This is a genomic window from Microbacterium sp. (genome assembly GCF_049661145.1).
Classification (GTDB): domain Bacteria; phylum Actinomycetota; class Actinomycetes; order Actinomycetales; family Microbacteriaceae; genus Microbacterium.
Genome location: NZ_JBASZT010000140.1, coordinates 1 through 4,923, shown reverse-complemented (window position 1 = coordinate 4,923; position 4,923 = coordinate 1). Strand labels below are relative to the sequence as shown.

Genomic DNA, 4,923 nt, shown 5'->3' with positions numbered 1-4,923 from the left:
GGCCCGCTCCGAGCGCGCCGCGGCCGCCGCCCGGGGCGGGTTCGCGGAGGGCGAGATCGTGCACCTGGGTTTCACCGACATCGACATCGACGCCGTCGCCCGCGGCGGTTCGTCCGGCCCGTTGGCGGTGGTAGCCGGCATCCCGCACGTGCGCTGGAGCGCCGCGGGCGCCACCCGGCCCCTCGCGGACTACCTCGCCGAGCAGTTCTCCCTGCGGTGACGGGCGGGGGCGACACCCGCCCGAAACCTCCCACCGCCTAGGCTGAGGACGGCACAAAGGTAGGGGAGAGCACATGCAGGTGTGGCCGGGTTCCGCGTATCCGCTGGGAGCGACGTTCGACGGCAATGGCACGAACTTCGCGCTGTTCAGCGAAGGCGCCGAGAAAGTGGAGCTGTGCTTGTTCGGCGACCGCGGCAAGGAGAGCCGCGTCGAGCTCGTCGACGTCGATGCCCATGTGTGGCACGCCTACCTGCCCACGGTGCATCCCGGGCAGCGTTACGGATACCGGGTGTACGGCCGGCACGACCCCGCCAACGGTCTGCGTTTCAACCCGCGCAAGCTGCTGCTGGACCCCTACGCGAAGGCGGTCGAGGGACAGGTGAAGTGGGGGCAGTCCGTTTTCGGCTACAACTTCGGCGACCCCGACTCGCGCAATGACGCCGACTCGGCGGCGGCCATGATGAAGGGCATCGTCATCAACCCGTACTTCGACTGGGCCGGCGACCGGCTGCCGAAGACGCCCTACGCCGAATCGCTCATCTACGAGGCCCACGTCAAGGGCCTCACCGAGCGGCATCCCGACATTCCGGAGGAGATCCGCGGGACGTATTCCGCGATGGCGCACCCCGCGATCATCGAGCACCTGCGCAAGCTCGGCGTTACCGCGATCGAGCTCATGCCGGTGCACCAGTTCATCAACGATTCCACCCTTCAGGAGAAGGGCCTGTCGAACTACTGGGGCTACAACACCGTCGCCTTCCTCGCACCGCAGAACACGTACGCGTCCACCGGTCAGCGCGGCCAACAGGTGCAGGAGTTCAAGGGGATGGTGCGGGCGCTGCACGCGGCCGGCATCGAGGTGATCCTCGATGTCGTCTACAACCACACCGCCGAGGGCAACCAGATGGGGCCGACGCTGTCGATGCGGGGCATCGACAACCAGGCGTACTACCGGCTGGAGGACAAGGACAAGCGGTACTACACGGACTACACCGGCACCGGCAACAGCATGAACGTCGGCAATCCGCACACGCTGCAGCTCATCATGGACTCGTTGCGGTACTGGGTGCTGGAGATGCACGTGGACGGTTTCCGGTTCGACCTGGCGGCGACCCTCGCGCGTGAGTTCTACGAGGTGGACCGGCTGTCGACGTTCTTCGAGCTCGTTCAGCAGGATCCCGTGGTCAGTCAGGTCAAACTCATCGCCGAGCCGTGGGACATCGGCCCGGGGGGGTATCAGGTCGGCAACTTCCCACCCCAGTGGACGGAGTGGAACGGCAAGTACCGCGACACCGTCCGCGACTTCTGGCGCGGCGAGCCGGCGACCCTCGGCGAGTTCGCGTCGCGGCTCACCGGCTCCGCCGACCTGTACGAGCACTCCGGACGCCGACCCGTGGCATCCATCAACTTCGTCACCGCGCACGACGGGTTCACGCTCCGCGACCTCGTCTCGTACAACGAGAAGCACAACGACGCCAACGGTGAGGACGGGCGGGATGGTGAGTCGCACAACCGGTCGTGGAACAGCGGAGTGGAGGGCCCGACCGACGATTCCGCCGTGCTGACGTTGCGCGCCCGGCAGCAGCGGAACTTCCTCGCGACGCTGCTGCTGAGCCAGGGTGTGCCGATGATCTCGCACGGCGACGAGCTCGGTCGCACCCAGGGCGGCAACAACAACGGGTACGCGCAAGACAACGAGACCACGTGGGTCGACTGGAAGCAGGTGGACCTGCCGCTCATCGAGTTCACCGCCGCCGTCGCGCGGCTGCGACGCGACCATCCGACCTTTCGCCGCAGCCGGTTCTTCAACGGCCGCCCCGTCCGCCGGGAGGAGGGCGCGCCGCTGCCCGACATCGTGTGGCTGCGTCCTGACGGTACCGAGATGGAGCCCTCGGACTGGGGTTCCGGCTTCGGGCGCGCCATCGGCGTGTTCCTCAACGGCAGCGGGATCCGCGAGCGCGACCGCCGGGGGCAGGCGATCAGCGACCGGCACTTCTTCATCCTGTTCAACGCGGGCGGCGAGCCGATCGACTTCACGATCCCGACGGCGCAGTACAGCCCGACGTGGGACGTCGTGGTCGATACCGCCGGCAACCTCGCCGACACAGGACCTCACTCCGGCGGCGACGTCATCCCGCTCGAGGGCCGATCGCTCGTCGTGCTGCGGGACCACGGCGATGAGGTGCCTGAGACCGGTCACTCGGTCGCCGCGTCGCTGGCTGCGCTGACTGCTCCCATCGACCTGGTCCCCGGTCCGGCGCCGACCGCTGAACTGCGTCGCTGAGGGCTGTTGTGCCGGGCGTGTCGCGGCCTCGTTCGACCTACCGTCTGCAAGTGCAGGCGGGGTTCGACCTGGATGCCGCGGCATCCGTCGCCGACTACCTCGCGGACCTCGGGGCGGACTGGGCCTACCTGTCGCCGATCCTGCAGGCGGCGGCGGGATCGTCGCACGGCTACGACGTCGTCGACCCGACGCGTGTCGACGAGGCGCGAGGCGGGGCGGCTGGCCTCGACCGGTTTGCGGCGGCGGCCCGGCGGGCGGGCCTCGGCATCCTCGTGGACATCGTGCCGAACCACCAGGGCGTCGCAGTGCCGGCCGAGAACCCCTGGTGGTGGGACGTGCTGCTGCGGGGCTCCGGGTCTGAGCACGCGGTGGCGTTCGACATCGACTGGGCGTTCGGCGACGGGCGCGTCGTGCTGCCGGTGCTGGGCGGGCCGGTGGACGAGGTGCTCGCCGCGGGGGAGCTTGTCGTCGCGCCGCCGGCTGTGGGGTCGGGGTTCGGGTCTGGGGTGCAGGTTGCTGAGGAGATGGCGGATTCTGAGGAGGGTTCTGCCCCGAATGATCCTCAGGAACCTCCATCTCCTCAGAATCCGACGGGGGCGGATGCCGAGGTGCTCGCCCCGTTCGGGACCGCGCGGTACTACGATCTCGTGCTGCCGCTCGCGGAGGGGACCGCGCCGCTGCGGCCGACGCGGGACGCGGCGGCGGTGCGCGACGTGCTGGCGCGGCAGCACTGGCGGCTGGAGAGCTGGCGAGCGGATGCCGAGACGCTCAACTACCGAAGGTTCTTCACGGTGACCTCGCTTGCGGGGGTGCGCGTGGAGCTGCCCAAGGTGTTCGACGCGTCGCACGTCGAGGTGGCGCGGTGGCTGCGTGAGGGGCTCGTGGACGGCCTGCGCATCGACCACCCGGATGGGCTCGCCGATCCTGGCGGGTACCTTGACGCGCTCCGCTCGTTGAGCCCCCGCTCGGTGAGCGAGCCAACCGAGTCGATGCGCTCCGTCGCTCAACGACGGGGTGGCTGCGCGCCCGTCTACGTGGAGAAGATCCTCGAACCCGGCGAGGAGCTGCCGGGGTGGTGGCACACGGACGGCACCACCGGCTATGACGCGCTGGGCGAGATCGACCGCGTGCTCGTGGACCCGGCCGGCGAGGCCGTGCTGACCGCGATCGACACCCGGCTGCGAGGGCACGACGCCGACTGGGCGGAACTCATCGCGGCCACGAAGCGCGAGGTCGCCGACACGTCGCAGGCGGCGGAGGTGGGACGGCTGGTCCGCGCGCTTCCCAGCGGGTGCGGGCTCGACCGCGCTCGCGCACGCGACGCGATCGCCGAACTGCTCGCCGCCTTCCCGGTCTACCGGGCGTATCTGCCCGCGGGGACCGAGTACGTCGCGCACGCGGTGACCGCGGCATCCGCTCGTCGCCCCGATCTCGCCGACGCGATCCGCGCGCTGGCGCCGGCGGTTCTCGCGGGCGGCGAGTTCACGACGCGGTTCATGCAGACCACGGGGCCCGTGACGGCGAAAGGCGTCGAGGACCGTGCCTTCTACCGGTACAGCCGCCTCACGACGCTGACGGAGGTCGGCGGCGATCCGTCACGCTTCGCGCTTTCGGTCGCCGAGCTGCACGACGCGTTCGCTCGGCGGCAGGCGTCGTGGCCCCACGCGCTGACGGCGCTGACGACGCACGACACGAAGCGCTCGGAGGATACGCGTGCCCGGCTCGCCGTGCTCGCCGAGGTGCCCGATCGCTGGGCGGCGACCCTCGACGCGCTGCGGGCGATCGCGTCGACCGGCGACGGCCCGCTCGACAATCTGCTGTGGCAGGCGATCGTGGGCGCGTGGTCCGACGACCCGGACCTGCCGCGGCGGCTGCACGCCTACGCCGAGAAGGCGGCGCGCGAGGGCGGCGTCGGTACGAGCTGGACCGACCCGGATGCCGACTTCGAGGCGCGGGTCCACGCGCTGGTCGATGCGGCCTTCGCCGATGCCCGTGGATCGATCGAAGCACTCGTTGCGGTGATCGCGGCGCCGGGCCGGTCGAACGCACTGGCGGCGAAGCTGCTGCAGCTGGCCGGTCCCGGGGTGCCGGACGTCTATCAGGGCACCGAGCTGTGGGACCACTCGCTCGTCGATCCCGACAACCGTCGCCCCGTCGACTTCGCGGCGCGGCGGGCGCTGCTGGCGCGCCTCGACGAAGGGTGGATGCCGGAGGTCGATGCTGCCGGTGCTCTCGGCGCGGATGCCGGCGCCGCGAAGCTGCTGGTGGTCTCGCGCACGCTGCGGCTGCGCCGCGACCGGGCGGACCTCTTCACGCGGTACACGCCGCTGCCCGTGGTGGGCGCGGCATCCGATCATGCCGTCGCGTTCGACCGGGGCGGCGCGATCGCCGTCGCGACGCGGTTGCCGGTGGGGCTCGC

General features: G+C 70.6%; 2 protein-coding genes and 1 pseudogene. All 3 read left to right on the top strand.

Translation table 11 applies throughout. From position 1 onward, the window contains the following. Positions 1 to 220 (top strand): annotated as a pseudogene (locus tag WBP48_RS06130) (glutaminase); the annotation flags it as partial. Between the two features lie 73 nt (positions 221 to 293). Next, positions 294 to 2,504 carry a glycogen debranching protein GlgX gene (gene glgX / locus WBP48_RS06125; RefSeq protein ID WP_424437625.1) on the top strand — a complete coding sequence of 737 codons (2,211 nt, stop codon included), beginning with the start codon at positions 294 to 296 and terminating at the stop codon, positions 2,502 to 2,504. A gap of 50 nt (positions 2,505 to 2,554) precedes the next feature. Further along, a partial coding sequence (gene treY / locus WBP48_RS06120) for a malto-oligosyltrehalose synthase (RefSeq protein WP_424437622.1) occupies positions 2,555 to 4,923 on the top strand: 2,369 nt, incomplete at its 3' end.

Bases quoted from the DNA above. Each gene is read 5' to 3' on its own strand.
- glgX (WP_424437625.1), top strand. From the start codon at position 294: ATGCAGGTGTGGCCGGGTTCCGCGTATCCGCTGGGAGCGACGTTCGAC.